The following is a 14,287-nucleotide window of genomic DNA, read 5'->3' on the forward strand; positions in this document are numbered from 1 at the left end:
CTGCTGCTGGGTCTGTCGGGTTCGTACGCACGCGGTGTGTCGTTCGGTGCGGGGAGCGCTCGCATGAGGAGCGCGACCCTCGACGTTACGCGATTCCGGGCGCGAAACCCCCGCCGCCGCGTGTCCTCACTCGGGCACCGGGGCGCCGTCCCACCTCGCCCGCCGCATGTCCAGGCGCAGCGGGCCGCCGCCCGCCGGCTGCCGCAGCGGTGTGCCCTCCGCCCGGTAGTGACCGAGCGCACGTCGCTCGTGGCCCGGCAGCGGCACCCCGTCCGCCCGCACCACGCGCCACCACGGCACGGAGCCTCCGTACAACGCCATCGCCCGGCCTACCTGCCGGGGGCCTCCCTCGCCCAGCCACTCGGCGACGTCGCCATAGGTCATCACCCGGCCGGGCGGGATCTCCTCGGCGACCTGAAGGACCCGTTCCGCATAGTCGGGCAGCTCGGGCAGCTCCTGCGTCTCCATTCGGACCATCCTGCCTCACCCCACCGACAACCCCCTGATGCCTCCGAACGGCCCCTCTTCGTGCCACCATCGTCCGGGCGGTGACTGGTGATACGAGATCAAGAACAAACGACCACGACAGACCCGACGGACCCGACGGCAGACCCGACGGCGGACCCGGCGGCAGACTCGAAGACAGACCCGATGACCGAACCGACCACGGAACCCGTGACGGCATCCGCGACCGACCGCGCGGCCGACCGCGCGACGGCACCCGCGACAGGCCCGATCACGACACGGCATGCAGAGACGGACATGGTGATGGCGCACGACAGCCCACCGGAGCGCGCTCCCGAGCGCGTGTCCGGCGACGAGCCGCTGCTCGCCGCACGGGTGCACCGGCCGTCCGACCTGATGCGGCTGCTGATCGGCGTCCTGGCCATCGCCGTGGTCCTCGGCATCGCCGCCTTCGCCCACGGCACCACCTCCGGCCTGGAGCAGGACATCAACAAGGGCGCCGGCGGCGCCCCCGACGTCTTCGTCAAGATCGCCGGTCTGGTGTCGTCGATCGCCGTCCTCCTCGTCCCGGTCGCCTTCGCCATCGAACGCCTGGTGAAGCGTGACGGGCTGCGCATCGCCGACGGCGTGCTCGCCGCCGTCCTCGCGCACGGCGTGACGCTCGCCACGGACCTGTGGGTGGCGAAGGCCGCGCCCGGCACCATCGCGGACGCGCTGACCCAGCCGCAGTCAGGCGGCGGGCTCACCGACCCGGTGCACAACTACCTCGCGCCCGTCATCGCGTACATGACCGCCGTCGGCATGGCCCGGCGCCCGCGCTGGCGGGTGGTGCTGTGGGTGGTGCTGCTGCTCGACGCGTTCACCATGCTCGTCGCCGGCTACACCACCGCCTTCTCGATCATCCTCACCGTGCTGATCGGCTGGACCGTGGCGTACGGCACGCTGTACGCGGTCGGCTCGCCCAACGTCCGGCCGACCGGGCAGACCCTGCTCGCCGGCCTGCGCCGGGTCGGCTTCCGGCCGGTGACCGCGCTGCGCGCCGAGGGCGTGCCGGACTCGGCCGACAGCGGCGACCGGGGCCGGCGCTACATCGTGACCCTGGAGGACGGGCCGCCGCTCGACGTCACGGTCGTCGACCGCGAGCAGCAGGCGCACGGCTTCTTCTACCGGGCCTGGCGCCGCCTCACCCTGCGCGCCATCACCACCCGCCGCTCGATCGTGTCGCTGCGCCAGGCACTGGAGCAGGAGGCGCTGCTCGCGTACGCGGCCATCGCGGCGGGCGCGAACGCGCCGAAGCTGATCGCCACCTCCGAGCTCGGACCGGACGCCGTGATGCTCGTGTACGAGCACCTGGGCGGCCGGACCCTGGACTCGCTGGACGACGACGAGATCAACGACGAGCTGGTGCGCAGCGCCTGGCGCCAGGTGAAGGCGCTCCAGTCGCGCCGGATCGCGCACCGCCGGCTCGCCGGGGACGCGATTCTGGTGGATCGTTCCGGCAGGGTGATCCTCACCGATCTGCGCGGCGGCGAGATCGCGGCCGGCGACATCGTGCTGCGGATGGACATCGCGCAGCTGCTCACCACCCTCGGTCTGCGGGTCGGGGCGGAACGGGCGGTCGCGGCGGCCGTGGAGGTGCTCGGTCCGGACGCGATCGCCGCCTGTCTGCCGCTGCTCCAGCCGATCGCGCTGAGCCGGTCGACCCGCGGGGAGCTGCGCCGGCGGGCCCGTGAGCGTTCCGCGCGCGAGCGCGAGGCGGTGCTCGCGGCCTCCGCGGCGGCCAAGCAGGCCCGGGCGGAGGCGCGGGCGCAGGCCAATCTGGAGACCGACCGGAAGGCGGCCCGGGCGGAGAAGCAGGCCGACAAGAAGGCGGAGAAGCGGGCGCTCGACTCGGCCCTCGACGAGGCCCGCGAGGAGGATCTGCTCGCGCAGATCCGCCAGCAGGTGCTGCTGATCCGGCCGCAGGCGCCGGTGGAGCCGGTCCGTCTGGAGCGCATCAAGCCGCGGACGCTGATCTCGCTGCTCGCGGGCGCGGTCGGCGCGTACTTCCTGCTCTCGCAGATCGCCCGGACCCCGCTGTCGACGATCAGCGAGGCGGACTGGCGGTGGGTGGCGGCCGCGGTGCTGTTCTCCGCGATCAGCTATGTGGCGGCGGCGATGAGCCTGCTCGGCTTCGTGCCGGAGCGGGTCGGGTTCTGGCGGACGGTGGTGGCGCAGGTCGCCGGTTCGTTCGTGAAGATCGTCGCCCCGGCGGCGGTCGGCGGCGTCGCCCTGAACACCCGCTTCCTGCAGCGCGCGGGCGTGCGCCCGGGGCTCGCGGTGGCCAGCGTGGGCGCCTCGCAGCTCTTCGGGCTCGGGGCGCACATCCTGCTGCTGCTCGCCTTCGGCTATCTGACGGGGACCGAGAAGTCGCAGTCGTTCACGCCGTCGAGGACGGTCATCGCGGGTCTGCTGACGGTCGCGGTGCTCGTCCTGGTGATGACGGCGATCCCGTTCATGCGGAAGTTCGTCTCGACCCGGGTGCGCTCGCTCTTCGCGGGCGTGGTGCCCCGCATGCTGGACGTGCTGCAGCGGCCGATGAAGCTGGTCACCGGCATCGGCGGGATGCTGCTGCTGACCGGTGCGTTCGTCTTCTGCCTGGACGCGTCGATCCGCGCCTTCGGGAGCGAGAGCGCGTCGATCAGCTTCGCGGGCGTGGCGGTGGTCTTCCTCGCGGGCAACGCGCTCGGCTCGGCGGCGCCGACGCCCGGCGGCGTCGGCGCGGTCGAGGGCGCGCTCATCGGCGGTCTCGTCGCGGTGGGCAACCTGCCGATCGACGTCGCCACCCCCGCGGTCCTCCTCTACCGTCTGCTGACCCTGTGGCTGCCGGTGCTGCCGGGCTGGATCTGCTTCAACTGGCTGACCAAGCAGGAGGCGCTCTAGGGCGTGTGTCGAAGGCCACGGGGCACCGGCGATACCTGCGACACCGGCTCCTCGTACCGGCTACCCGTACACCCCCACCACGAAGCCGAGCAGCAGCAGCGAGCAGCCGACCTCCACCGCGCCCACCACCGGGACCTTCGGTCCCCGGCCGGGCAGGACCGCCGCGCGGGCGAGGTAGACCGCGAAGGGCAGGGCCAGCCAGGGGTTCAGGAGGGCGGCGGCGAGCAGCGCCGCCGCGTGGTAGGCGACCGACCCCCGCCGGTACGCGGCCGAATTCCGCTCGCGGATCATCGTCTTCACGTACGGCACGGTGCCGGCGAAGTAGAGCAGGCAGGCGAGCGCCGGGGCGAGGCCCTCGGCGAGGGTGCCGCCGCCGAGCCGGAGCGCGACGAGGAGCATGCCGCAGGCGGGGACGACGGCGGCGAGGCCGTTGAGCAGGGCGCGTTCCCGGTTCACGTGCGCGTGCCAGGCGTTGACCGCGAGGAACGGCACCATCGCGGCGGCCGCGAGCAGCAGCCACGGGTGCACGACGGCGAGCGGCACGCCGAGGACGGCCGTGCAGCCGCCGAGGACGACGGCGGGCCGGACGTGCCGGGCGGCCGCGCGAGGGTTGCGGGACAGCCGGCGGAGCCGTAGCCACTGCTGGGCGTGGTAGGCGGCGATGTACGCGCCCAGCCAGGCGGCGAACAGGGGCAGTTGGGCCCACACGGGGTCGCCGAGCAGCACGCCCGCCGCGTAGGGCACGGTCAGCATCGCCCACGCACCGTGCTGGTTCGGGATCCATCGTCCGGCAACGCTCACCCCCTCACGGTCACACACCATCTGCCGGGACAACTACGGGATTTGGTCACCCCCCGGAGGGACCATCGGCCCCCTTCCCGGCCCGCACGCCGGTTCTAGCCTCGAAGCACAGATCGCACCGATCGCAGCGACGTGCCGCCGTCAAGGAGTCAGCCGTGCAGCAGAGGCCCAACCCCGCCGAGACCCTCCTCCGGGCGGGCGGTTTCTTCGCCCGCGCCTCCGGCGCCGAGGTCTCCGAGGACCTGCGCACCGTCCACCGCACCGGCGGGCGGGAGGCCGAGGCCTTCTACCGGGACCGCTGGAGCCACGACAAGGTCGTGTACTCGACGCACGGCGTCAACTGCACGGGTTCGTGCCGCTGGAAGGTGTACGTCAAGGACGGCATCATCACCTGGGAGACGCAGGCCACCGACTATCCCTCGGTCGGCCCCGACCGCCCGGAGTACGAGCCGCGCGGCTGCCCGCGCGGAGCCTCCTTCTCCTGGTACAGCTACTCCCCCACCCGGGTCCGCCACCCCATGGTCCGGGGCACCCTCCTCTCGATGTACCGGGAGGCGAGGAAGCGCCTGAAGGACCCCGTGCTCGCCTGGGCGGACATCCAGCGCGACCCGGAGCGCCGCCGCACGTATCAGCGGGCGCGCGGCAAGGGCGGTCTGGTGCGGGCGAGCTGGGACGAGGCCCTGGAGATCGCCGCCGCCGCGCACGTCCACACGATCAGGGAACACGGCCCCGACCGGGTGGCGGGCTTCTCGCCGATCCCGGCCATGTCGATGGCCTCGCACGCGGCCGGCGCGCGCTTCCACTCGCTCATCGGCGCGCCGATGCTGTCGTTCTACGACTGGTACGCGGACCTGCCGGTGGCCTCGCCTCAGGTGTTCGGCGACCAGACCGACGTACCGGAGTCGGGCGACTGGTGGGACGCGGCCTATCTGCTGATGTGGGGCTCGAACGTGCCGGTGACCCGGACCCCGGACGCGCACTGGATGACGGAGGCCCGCTACCGGGGCCAGAAGGTCGTCACGGTCTCCCCCGACTTCGCCGACAACACCAAGTTCGCCGACGAGTGGATGCACCCGCACCCGGGGACGGACGGGGCGCTCGCCCTCGCGATGGGGCACGTGGTCCTGAAGGAGTTCTTCGTCGAGCGGCGGACCCCCTTCTTCCTGGACTACGTCCGCACCTACACCGACCTGCCGTTCCTGGTGACCCTGCGGGAGACCGACAAGGGCCTGGTCCCGGGGAAGTTCGTCACCGCCGCCGATCTCGGGCAGGACGTCGAGAACGCCGCCTGGAAGACCGTCCTCGTCGACGACGCCACCGGCGAGCCGGTCGTCCCGAACGGCACCCTCGGCCACCGCTGGGGCACGGACGGCAAGCCCGACTGGAACCTGGACCTCGGAGACGTACGGCCGCGGCTCTCCCTCCTGGAGGAGGGCGAGTCAGCGGAGGTGCTGCTGCCCCGCTTCGACGAGGAGGGCGCGGTGCTCCGCCGCGGCGTCCCCGTGCGCCGGCTCGCCGAGGGGGGATCGCTGGTCACCACCGTGTACGACCTGCTGCTCGCCCAGTACGGGGTGGGGCGCGCGGGTCTGCCGGGCGAGTGGCCCGCCTCGTACGAGGACGCGTCGCAGCCCGGCACCCCGGCCTGGCAGGAGACGCTGACCTCCGTCCCCGCCGCCCAGGCGGCCCGGGTGGCACGGGAGTTCGCGGACACCGCCGAGCGCTCGCACGGCCGCTGCATGATCCTGATGGGCGCGGGCACCAACCACTGGTTCCACTCGGAGACGATCTACCGCGCCTTCCTCGCGCTGCTGACGCTGACCGGCTGCCAGGGCCGCAACGGCGGCGGCTGGGGCCACTACGTGGGCCAGGAGAAGTGCCGGCCGGTGACCGGCTGGGCGACCCTGGCGAGCGCCTCCGACTGGGGGCGCCCGCCCCGGCACATGATCGGCGCGGGCTGGTTCTACCTGCACACCGACCAGTGGCGGTACGACACGCTGCCGGCCGAGGCGCTGTCCTCGCCGCTCGGCGCGGGCCGGTTCGCCGGGATGACGGGCGCCGACTGTCTGGCGGCGGCGGCCAGGATGGGCTGGATGCCCTCGTACCCGACCTTCGACCGCAATCCGCTGGACCTCGGCGCGCAGGCCGACCCGGTCGGCGACACCGTACGGGCGCTGAAGGACGGCACGCTCGGCTTCGCCGGAGAGGACCCGGACGCGCCGCAGAACTGGCCGCGGGTGCTCAACGTGTGGCGGGCGAACCTCCTCGGCTCGTCCTCCAAGGGCAACGAGTACTTCCTCCGGCATCTGCTCGGGACCCACTCCAACCTCCCCTCCGACGGCCCGCGGTGCACGCCGAAGGACGTGCGGACACCGGCCGCCGACGTCGAGGGGAAGCTGGACCTGCTGCTCGCGATGGACTTCCGGATGACGAGCACGACGCTGCTGAGCGACATCGTGCTCCCGGCCGCCACCTGGTACGAGAAGCACGACTTGTCGTCCACCGACATGCACCCCTTCCTGCACGCGTTCACCCCGGCCGTCGACCCGCCCTGGCAGGCCCGCTCCGACTACGACGCCTTCCTCGCTCTCGCCCGCCGCTTCGGCGAGCTGGCCAAGGAGCATCTGGGGGTGCGCAGGGACCTGGTGGCGACGGCGCTCCAGCACGACACGGCGGGCGGCGAGATGGCGCAGCCCGGCGGGGTGGCGCTCGACTGGTCGAAGGGCGAGTGCCCGCCGGTGCCGGGGCAGAGCATGTACAACCTGACGGTCGTGGAGCGGGACTACGGAGCGGTGGGCGAGAAGTTCGCGGCGCTCGGCCCGCTCGTGGACAGCCTCGGCGTGACGACGAAGGCGATCACCTTCGACGTCGGCGAGGAGGTCGCGTACCTCGGCGAGAGGAACGGGCGGGTACGGGGCGGGGTCGCCGACGGCCGGCCGCGGCTCGACACGGCGCAGCGCGCCTGCGAGGCGATCCTCTCCCTCTCCGGCACGTCGAACGGGCGGCTCGCCACCCAGGGCTTCGAGACGCTGCAGAAGCGGGTCGGCACGGAGATGGCGCACCTGGCGGCGGAGGCCGAGGGCAAGCGGATCACCTTCGCCGACACGCAGGCCAGGCCCGTCCCCGTCATCACCTCGCCGGAGTGGTCGGGCAGCGAGTCCGGCGGGCGCCGCTACACCGCGTTCACCGTCAACACCGAGCAGCTGAAGCCCTGGCACACCCTCACCGGGCGCCAGCACTTCTTCCTCGACCACGACTGGATCCACGAGGTCGGCGAGGCACTGCCCGTCTACAAGCCGCCGCTGGACATGCACCGGCTGTACGGGGAGCCGGAGTTGGGGTCCAGGCGGGACGGGCGGGACGGGCGCGAGGTCGCGGTCCGGTATCTGACCCCGCACAACAAGTGGGCGATCCACTCCCAGTACCAGGACAACCTGTACATGATGACGCTCGGCCGGGGCGGGCAGACGATCTGGATGTCCCCGCAGGACGCGGACGCGATCGGGGTCAGGGACAACGACTGGATCGAGGCCGTGAACCGCAACGGCGTGGTGACCGCCCGCGCGATCGTCTCCCACAAGATGCCGCCGGGCACGGTCTACATGAACCACGCGCAGGAGCGCACGGTCGGCGTTCCGAAGACGGAGAAGACCGGCCGCCGGGGCGGCATCCACAACTCGCTGACCAGGGTGATGCTCAAGCCCACCCATCTCGTCGGCGGTTACGCCCAGCTCACCTGGGCCTTCAACTACCTGGGCCCGACCGGCAACCAGCGCGACGAGGTGACGGTGATCCGCCGCCGCGACCAGAAGGTGGAGTACTGATCCCATGCGCGTGATGGCACAGGTCGCCATGGTCATGAACCTCGACAAGTGCATCGGCTGCCACACCTGTTCGGTCACCTGCAAGCAGGCGTGGACCAACCGGCAGGGCACCGAGTACGTCTGGTTCAACAACGTCGAGACCCTGCCCGGGCAGGGGTATCCGCGGCGCTGGGAGGACCAGGAGCGGTGGAAGGGCGGCTGGGAGCGGACGCGCTCGGGGAGGCTGCGGCTGCGGGCCGGCGGACGCCTCAAGCGGCTCGGGCAGATCTTCGCCAACCCGGAGCTGCCGGAGCTCGACGACTACTACCAGCCGTGGACGTACGAGTACAAGAACCTCACCGAGGCGCCGGCGGGCGACGACCTGCCCGTCGCCCGCCCCGTCTCCCAGCTCACCGGTGAGCCGCTCGACAAGGTCGAGTGGGGACCGAACTGGGACGACAACCTGGGCGGGGCGCCCGAGCACGGGCCGAAGGACCCGCTGGTCGAGAAGGTCCGGGCGCAGGTCGGCGAGAAGATCCGCTTCGAGTTCGAGCAGAGCTTCCTCTTCTACCTGCCGCGGATCTGCGAGCACTGCCTCAACCCGGCGTGCGTCTCGTCCTGCCCGTCCGGCGCGATGTACAAGCGCGAGGAGGACGGCATCGTCCTGGTGAACCAGGACCAGTGCCGGGGCTGGCGGATGTGCGTGACCGGCTGCCCGTACAAGAAGGTCTACTTCAACCACGCGACCGGCAAGGCCGAGAAGTGCACCTTCTGCTTCCCGCGCGTCGAGGTCGGCCTGCCGACCATCTGCTCCGAGACCTGCGTGGGCCGGATGCGCTATCTGGGCGTGATGCTGTACGACGCCGACAAGGTCGCCGAGGCGGCGGCCGTGGAGGACGAACACGACCTCTACCCGGCCCAGCTGGAATGCTTCCTCGACCCGAACGACCCGGCGGTCGCCGCCGCGGCGAAGGCGTCCGGGATCACCGAGGAGTGGCTGGACGCGGCCCGCCGCTCCCCCGTGTACGACCTGATCGCGACCTACCAGGTCGCCCTGCCGCTGCACCCGGAGTACCGCACGATGCCGATGGTCTGGTACGTGCCGCCGCTCTCCCCGGTCGTCGACGCGGTCGCCGCGACCGGCAGCGACGGCGAGGACGCGGGCAACCTCTTCGGCGCGATCGACGCGCTGCGCATCCCCGTCGAGTACCTGGCCGAGCTGCTCACCGCCGGGGACACCTACCCGGTGGAGGCGGTGCTGCGCCGGATGGCGGCCATGCGCTCCTACATGCGGGCGGTCAACCTCGGCGAGGCGAAGGACGACACGATCGCGAAGGCGGTCGGACTGACCGGCGAGGAGATGGAGGACATGTTCCGGCTGCTCGCCATCGCCAAGTACGAGGACCGGTACGTGATCCCGACGGCAGCCCGCGCCGACGCGGACGCGCTCGCGGACTCCCACCCGCTGGACGCCGGCTGCCCGGTCGCCGACCAGGCCGGGGGCGGACGCGTGCTGCTCAACCTCAGCCGTACGAGGAGGAACCCGTGAACCCCGACGCCGTGATCCGGCTGGTGGCGGCGCGCTGCCTGACCTACCCGGACGAGCGCCTGTACGAAGACCTCCCGCTGCTCCGGGGCGCTGTGGAGGGGGTACGGGGCGGAGCCGGGCTCGCGGCCTTCCTCGACCATGTGGAGCGCACCGACCCGCTGGAGCTCGCCGCGCACTACACCGACACCTTCGACACCAGGAACCGGCGCTGTCTGTATCTGACCTGGTGGACGGACGGCGACACACGGCGGCGCGGGCTCTCCCTCGTGCGGATCAAGCGGATCTACCGGGAGCGGGGCCTGGAGTTCGACAGCGAGGAGCTGCCGGACTTCCTGCCCGTCGCCCTGGAGTTCGCCGCCCGGCACGAGGAGTCCGGCACCGCGCTGCTTGAGGAGCACCGGGCCGGTCTTGAGCTGCTGCGGCTCGCGCTGACGGTCGCGGACACCCCGTACACCCAGGTCGTGGAGGCGGTCTGCGCGACGCTGCCCGGCCCCTCGCCCGCCACCAAGGAGGAGGCGAAGGCGCTGGCCCGCTCCGGGCCGCCGCGCGAGCTGGTCGGTCTCGGGGACTTCGAACCCTTCGGTCCCGGGGTGGAGCTGCCGTGGACGACGAAGCGCCAGGCCGCGCCGACGCGCCAGGAAGAAAGGACCCGGTCCTGATGGATCTGCTGCTCTGGGGCGTGCTGCCCTATGTCTCCGTCGTCCTGCTCGTGGCGGGCACGATCTGGCGCGGCCGGCACGACCGCTTCGGGATCACCACCCACTCCTCGCAGCTGCACGAGTCGCGGCTGCTGCGGATCGGCTCGCCGCTGTTCCACTTCGGCATGGCCTTCGTGGTGCTCGGGCACGTGGTCGGGCTGCTCGTGCCCATGGCGTGGACGGACGCGGTCGGGCTGAGCGACCACGCGTACCACCTGATGGCGGTGTCCACCGGCGCCGTCGCCGGGCTTGCGGCGGCCGTCGGCATCGGCATCCTGGTGTACCGGCGCTTCACGGTGCCGGCGGTACGGAAGGCGACGCTCAGGAGCGACCACCTGATGTACACGGTGCTGCTCGGCGCGATGGCGCTCGGGCTGCTCGCCACGGTGCTCAACTCGACCGGTCAGACGGACGACTACAACTACCGGGAGGGCGTCTCGGTCTGGTTCCGGTCGCTGTTCGCGCTCAGCCCGGACTGGGGGCTGATGGCGGGCGCCCCGCTGGTGTTCAAGCTGCACGTGCTGTTCGGCCTCGCGCTCTTCGCACTGATCCCCTACTCCCGACTCGTACACATGTTCGCCGCGCCGGTGCGGTATCTCTTCCGGCCCTTCGTGGTCTACCGGCGCCGCCGCCCCGGCCGGCTCGCCGCCCGCGAGCCGAAGCGCGGCTGGGAGCGGGTGTCCTAGGACCGGGAGGCCGGGTGGGCCACCCGCATGGCCCACCTCCCGCGCGGGCCCCGGGCGGGCGCCCCACGATGGGATCATGCCGATCTCCGCCGCCCAGCGCACCGCCCGGCGCGCCGCCCTGCTGACCGCGACCGCCCTGCTCACCGCGACCACCGGGTGCTCCGACGACGGAGGGCAGGCGGCCCCCGAGACCAGCGGCCCCACCGGGCTCGACGCACTCGCGGCGCAGAAGCTCGAATGGTCGGAGTGCCTGCCGCCGTCCCCGGCCGAGGGCGGCGGACCGGCCCCCACACCGCTGCCCGGCGGCACGCCGTGGGAGTGCTCCTTCATGACGGCGCCGCTCGACTACGCGAACCCGGACGGCGAGACCGTCGACCTGGCCCTGATCCGCGCCAGGGCCGCCGCGCCCGACCGGCGGATCGGCTCCCTGGTCTTCAACTTCGGCGGCCCCGGCGGCTCCGGCGTCACCGGACTGCCCGGCTTCGCCGCCGACTTCGAGAGCCTGCGCTCCCGCTACGACCTGGTCTCCTTCGACCCGCGCGGGGTCGGCCGCAGCGTCCCCGTCGAGTGCGAGGGCGACAAGGAGCTCGACGCCTACTACGCCCTCGACTTCACCCCCGACGACGCCGCCGAGGAGAAGACCCTCTCCGAGGCGCAGCAGACCTACGCGAACGGCTGCGAGAACAACGCCGGCAACCGGCTGCCGTACGTCGGCACCGAGAACGCGGCCCGCGACATGGACCTGATGCGCCGGGTCCTCGGCGACGACAGGCTGCACTACTTCGGCATCTCCTACGGCACCGAACTCGGCGGCGTCTACGCCCACCTGTTCCCCGAGAACGTGGGCCGGGCGGTCTTCGACGCGGTCGTCGACCCCACGGCCGGCGTGGAGGCCGGCGCGCTCGGGCAGACGAAGGGCTTCCAGCTCGCCCTGGACAACTTCGCGCAGGACTGCGTGGACCGGGCCGACGAGTGCCGGCTGCCGGGCGGCAGCGTCGCCGAGATCGAGGCGTTCATCACCGAACTGCTCGCCGAGCTCGACGCCAAGCCCATCGCGGGCATCGGCGACCGGAAGCTCACCCAGACCCAGGCCACCAACGGCATCGCGCAGGCCCTGTACTCCAAGGAGTTCTGGCCCTATCTCGAACAGGGCCTCGACGAGGCCGACGGCGGCAACGGCGCCCTGCTGCTCGCGCTGTCCGACTCGATGAACGGGCGCAGCCAGGACGGCAGTTACAGCAACATCCAGGCGGCCAACGCCGCCATCAACTGCGTGGACTTCAAGGAGCGGTACACCCTCGGCCAGGCCAAGGAACGGGTCCCCGAGTTCCGCGAGGTCTCCCCCGTCTTCGGCGCCTTCATGGGCTGGGCGCTGTCCGGTTGCGGCCAGTGGCCGGTGCCCGGCAGCTGGGACCACCCGAACGTCTCCGCGCCCGGCTCCGCGCCGATCCTGGTCATCGGCAACACCGGCGACCCCGCCACCCCCTACGAGGGCGCGCGCGCCATGGTGAACGCCCTCGGCAAGGGCGTCGGCGTCGAACTCACCTACAAGGGCCAGGGCCACGGCGCCTACAGCAGCGGCGACAAGTGCGTGAAGACCGCGACCGACGCGTACCTCCTGAACGGCAAGGTGCCCGCCTCCGGGACCGTCTGCCCGTGACCCTCCGCCCGTGACCGGCCGCCCGTAACCGACCGTGCCGCCCCGCCTAGGATGGCGGTCCGGCTCGGATCAGGGGGTGGCGCTCGGTGCGCTCGTCGTTCATACGTACGGGGGCCGTCGTCGCCCTCTCCGCAGCGCTCGCCACGGGGTGTACGACCACGGGCGGGACCGGCCCCGGCGGCACCCCGAGCTCCGCCCCGGCGCCCGGCGACGCCAAGCCCTCCGCCTCCGCGTCCTCCTCCACCGGCAAGCCCGGCGGGCCCGCGCTGCCCGCCGCGCTCACCGGGCAGCGGCCCGACTGGCGCCGCTGCACCGCCCCCGAGGGCGGCGAGGCCCCCGGCTCCGCCTGGCGCTGCGCCACGGTGAAGGTGCCGCTCGACTACGCGAAGCCGGACGGGCCGACCATCCCGATCGCGCTGATCCGCAAGGAGGCCGGCGCCAAGGACGCCCGGATCGGCTCGCTGCTCTTCAACTTCGGCGGCCCCGGCGGCTCGGGCGTGGACATCCTGCCGCGCGGCGCCGCCGAGTACACGGCCCTCGGCACCCGCTACGACCTGGTCTCCTTCGACCCGCGGGGCGTGCAGCGCAGCTCCGGGGTGGTGTGCCGGGACGACGAGGAGCAGGCGAAGGCCGAGCGGACCGTCGACTTCACGCCCGAGACGGCGGCCGAGGAGAAGACCCTCCGCGCCGACGCCGTCTCCTTCGGCCAGGGCTGCGAGCGCCGCTCCGGCACCGTCCTGCCGTACACCACGACCAGCAACACCGCCCGCGACATGGACCTCATCCGGCAGGTCCTCGGCGACCCGAAGCTGAACTACTTCGGCATCTCGTACGGAACCCAGCTCGGCGCCGCCTACGCCCACCTCTTCCCCGAGAACGTCGGCCGGATGGTGCTCGACGCGGTGGTCGACCCGACCGCCGACTCCGTCGGCCACGCCCGCAACCAGACCATCGGCTTCCAGCGGGCCCTCGACAACTATCTGACCTCCACCGGCCAGGACCCGAAGGAGGGCACCCGGCGGATCGTCCGGCTCCTGGAGAGGCTCGACAGGAAGCCCCTCACGGTCGGCGACCGCGAGCTCAACGACTCGCTCGCCCTCATGGGCGTGGTCATGCCGCTCTACGCGCAGCAGAACTGGCCGCTGCTGACCTCGGCGCTCACCAAGGCGGAGAACGGCTCCGGCGCCGAACTCCTCTCGCTGGCCGACTGGTACAACGACCGGGACGCCACCGGCCACTACTCGACGCAGTCGCACTCCCAGCGGGCGATCTCCTGCGCCGACTCCGCCCAGCGGCCCACCCTCGACGAGGCCCGGGCGCTGCTCCCGGAGTTCCGCCGCCTCTCCCCCGTGTTCGGCGCCGCCCTCGCCTGGGACACGGCCGGCTGGTGCGCGGACTGGCCGGTCGAGGGTGAGTCCACGACCCCCGCGGCGAGCGCCCCGGGCGCCGCCCCGATCCTGGTCGTCGGCACCACGGGCGACCCGGCCACCCCGTACGAGGGCGCGGAGCGGATGGCGAAGGCGCTCGGCCCGGGCGTGGGCGTGCTCGTCACCAACAAGGGCGAGGGCCACGGCGCGTACGGCTCGGCGGCCTGCGCCACGAAGACGATCGACGCGTATCTGCTGCGGGCCGAGATCCCGGCGTACGGCAAGACCTGCTCGTAACGGACACGCACGAGGCCCCCGGACCTGAGGCAGGTCCGGGGG

Annotated in this window: 9 protein-coding genes; 7 read left to right on the forward strand and 2 right to left on the reverse strand. The window is 72.5% G+C overall.

Going from position 1 to position 14,287, the window contains the following annotated elements; all coding sequences use genetic code 11:
* Positions 1–126: 126 nt before the first annotated feature.
* Positions 127–468 carry an MGMT family protein gene (locus AB0M18_RS05225; RefSeq protein WP_365755428.1) on the reverse strand — a complete coding sequence of 114 codons (342 nt, stop codon included), beginning with the start codon at positions 466–468 and terminating at the stop codon, positions 127–129.
* Positions 469–762: 294 nt separating this feature from the next.
* Between AB0M18_RS05225 and AB0M18_RS05230 the strand changes: the two genes are divergently transcribed.
* Positions 763–3,387, forward strand: a complete 2,625-nt coding sequence (locus AB0M18_RS05230) for a lysylphosphatidylglycerol synthase transmembrane domain-containing protein (RefSeq protein ID WP_365755498.1) — start codon at positions 763–765, stop codon at positions 3,385–3,387.
* Positions 3,388–3,447: 60 nt separating this feature from the next.
* Here the strand turns inward: AB0M18_RS05230 and AB0M18_RS05235 are convergent, their stop codons facing one another.
* Positions 3,448–4,209, reverse strand: coding sequence for a YwiC-like family protein (locus AB0M18_RS05235; protein ID WP_365755429.1), 762 nt, complete (start codon positions 4,207–4,209; stop codon positions 3,448–3,450).
* A 134-nt stretch (positions 4,210–4,343) separates the two neighbouring features.
* Between AB0M18_RS05235 and AB0M18_RS05240 the strand changes: the two genes are divergently transcribed.
* From AB0M18_RS05240 to AB0M18_RS05265, 6 genes are all read left to right on the forward strand, one after another.
* Positions 4,344–8,009, forward strand: a complete 3,666-nt coding sequence (locus AB0M18_RS05240) for a nitrate reductase subunit alpha (protein ID WP_365755430.1) — start codon at positions 4,344–4,346, stop codon at positions 8,007–8,009.
* A 4-nt stretch (positions 8,010–8,013) separates the two neighbouring features.
* Entirely contained in the window at positions 8,014–9,537 is a 1,524-nt protein-coding gene (narH, locus tag AB0M18_RS05245; RefSeq protein ID WP_365755431.1) for a nitrate reductase subunit beta, read from the forward strand.
* Complete coding sequence (narJ, locus tag AB0M18_RS05250; RefSeq protein WP_365755432.1) at positions 9,534–10,196, forward strand: nitrate reductase molybdenum cofactor assembly chaperone; 663 nt, start codon at positions 9,534–9,536, stop codon at positions 10,194–10,196. Before narH ends, narJ begins: the two co-directional genes overlap by 4 nt.
* Complete coding sequence (gene narI, locus AB0M18_RS05255; protein WP_365755433.1) at positions 10,196–10,921, forward strand: respiratory nitrate reductase subunit gamma; 726 nt, start codon at positions 10,196–10,198, stop codon at positions 10,919–10,921. The genes narJ and narI overlap by 1 nt, the downstream gene beginning before the upstream one ends.
* A gap of 76 nt (positions 10,922–10,997) precedes the next feature.
* A complete protein-coding gene (locus tag AB0M18_RS05260; protein WP_365755434.1) occupies positions 10,998–12,581 on the forward strand; it encodes an alpha/beta hydrolase in 1,584 nt (527 codons plus the stop codon).
* Between the two features lie 86 nt (positions 12,582–12,667).
* Positions 12,668–14,245, forward strand: a complete 1,578-nt coding sequence (locus AB0M18_RS05265; RefSeq protein ID WP_365755435.1) for an alpha/beta hydrolase — start codon at positions 12,668–12,670, stop codon at positions 14,243–14,245.
* Positions 14,246–14,287: the final 42 nt, after the last annotated feature.

The sequence above is a fragment of the Streptomyces sp. NPDC051909 genome (assembly GCF_040681095.1).
Classification (GTDB): Bacteria; Actinomycetota; Actinomycetes; order Streptomycetales; family Streptomycetaceae; genus Streptomyces.

Bases quoted from the DNA above. Each gene is read 5' to 3' on its own strand.
- AB0M18_RS05225 (WP_365755428.1), bottom strand. From the start codon at position 468: ATGGAGACGCAGGAGCTGCCCGAGCTGCCCGACTATGCGGAACGGGTC.
- AB0M18_RS05230 (WP_365755498.1), top strand. From the start codon at position 763: ATGGTGATGGCGCACGACAGCCCACCGGAGCGCGCTCCCGAGCGCGTG.
- AB0M18_RS05235 (WP_365755429.1), bottom strand. From the start codon at position 4,209: ATGGTGTGTGACCGTGAGGGGGTGAGCGTTGCCGGACGATGGATCCCG.
- narH (WP_365755431.1), top strand. From the start codon at position 8,014: ATGCGCGTGATGGCACAGGTCGCCATGGTCATGAACCTCGACAAGTGC.
- narI (WP_365755433.1), top strand. From the start codon at position 10,196: ATGGATCTGCTGCTCTGGGGCGTGCTGCCCTATGTCTCCGTCGTCCTG.
- AB0M18_RS05260 (WP_365755434.1), top strand. From the start codon at position 10,998: ATGCCGATCTCCGCCGCCCAGCGCACCGCCCGGCGCGCCGCCCTGCTG.